The sequence below is a fragment of the Halomonas sp. SpR1 genome (assembly GCF_031010175.1).
Classification (GTDB): Bacteria; Pseudomonadota; Gammaproteobacteria; order Pseudomonadales; family Halomonadaceae; genus Vreelandella.
Map to the genome: position 1 here is coordinate 1 of NZ_JAUAMB010000096.1, position 632 is coordinate 632.

Here is a 632-nt window from a genome sequence, read left to right on the forward strand (position 1 = left end):
CTTGCCGTCGGCTAGCACTTCCCCTTGCCGGGCGTGCAGGGGACTTTCACCCCCAAGTCATCCTGAGGCACCACCCCCAGGAACAGCGCCAGTCAAGGCGCTGCGCGCCATGCCTGGCGCACAATAATAAAGCAGCCGCTTTTCAGCGACTGCTTCAGCTAGTTCATCAACCAAATCTTCGGCCTAGTTTTCAGCGGCCTCTTCCATATCTTCGCCGAGCTCTTCCATGCTCTCACCGGCATCTTCTGCGGCGTTATCAATATTTTCACCCGCTTCTTCAGCCGGCCCTTGATCATCACAAGCTACCAGTCCGCCTGCCATCAAGGCCATAAACAGAGCGATTGCTAACTTCTTGGCTAATTGCGTCGTCATACCGATTCTCCTCCTGAGATTTCACTTCGGGTACGTGCAGCATAATACTAGATGCTGCTTGGCAACAATACCATGGCAAATAAGCAACCTATTGTTATATCTGACATAAAGCGCCAGAAAACCGCACGTGAGTGGTGAGTGGTGAGTGGTGAGTGGTGAGTGGTGAGTGGTGAGTGGTGAGTGGTGAGTGGTGAGTGGTGAGTGGTGAGTGGTGAGTGGTGAGTGGTGAGTGGTGAGTGGTCAGAGTGTGGCTTTTCTGC

The 632-nt window shown here is 53.5% G+C and carries 1 protein-coding gene; it reads right to left on the reverse strand.

Features of this window, described 5'->3' with window-relative positions:
- Positions 1–183: 183 nt before the first annotated feature.
- Entirely contained in the window at positions 184–372 is a 189-nt protein-coding gene (locus QT231_RS24295) for a hypothetical protein (protein WP_308339333.1), read from the reverse strand.
- Positions 373–632: the final 260 nt, after the last annotated feature.

What these genes read in the sequence shown, in the direction of transcription:
- QT231_RS24295 (WP_308339333.1), bottom strand. Translation starts at nt 372, where the DNA reads ATGACGACGCAATTAGCCAAGAAGTTAGCAATCGCTCTGTTTATGGCC.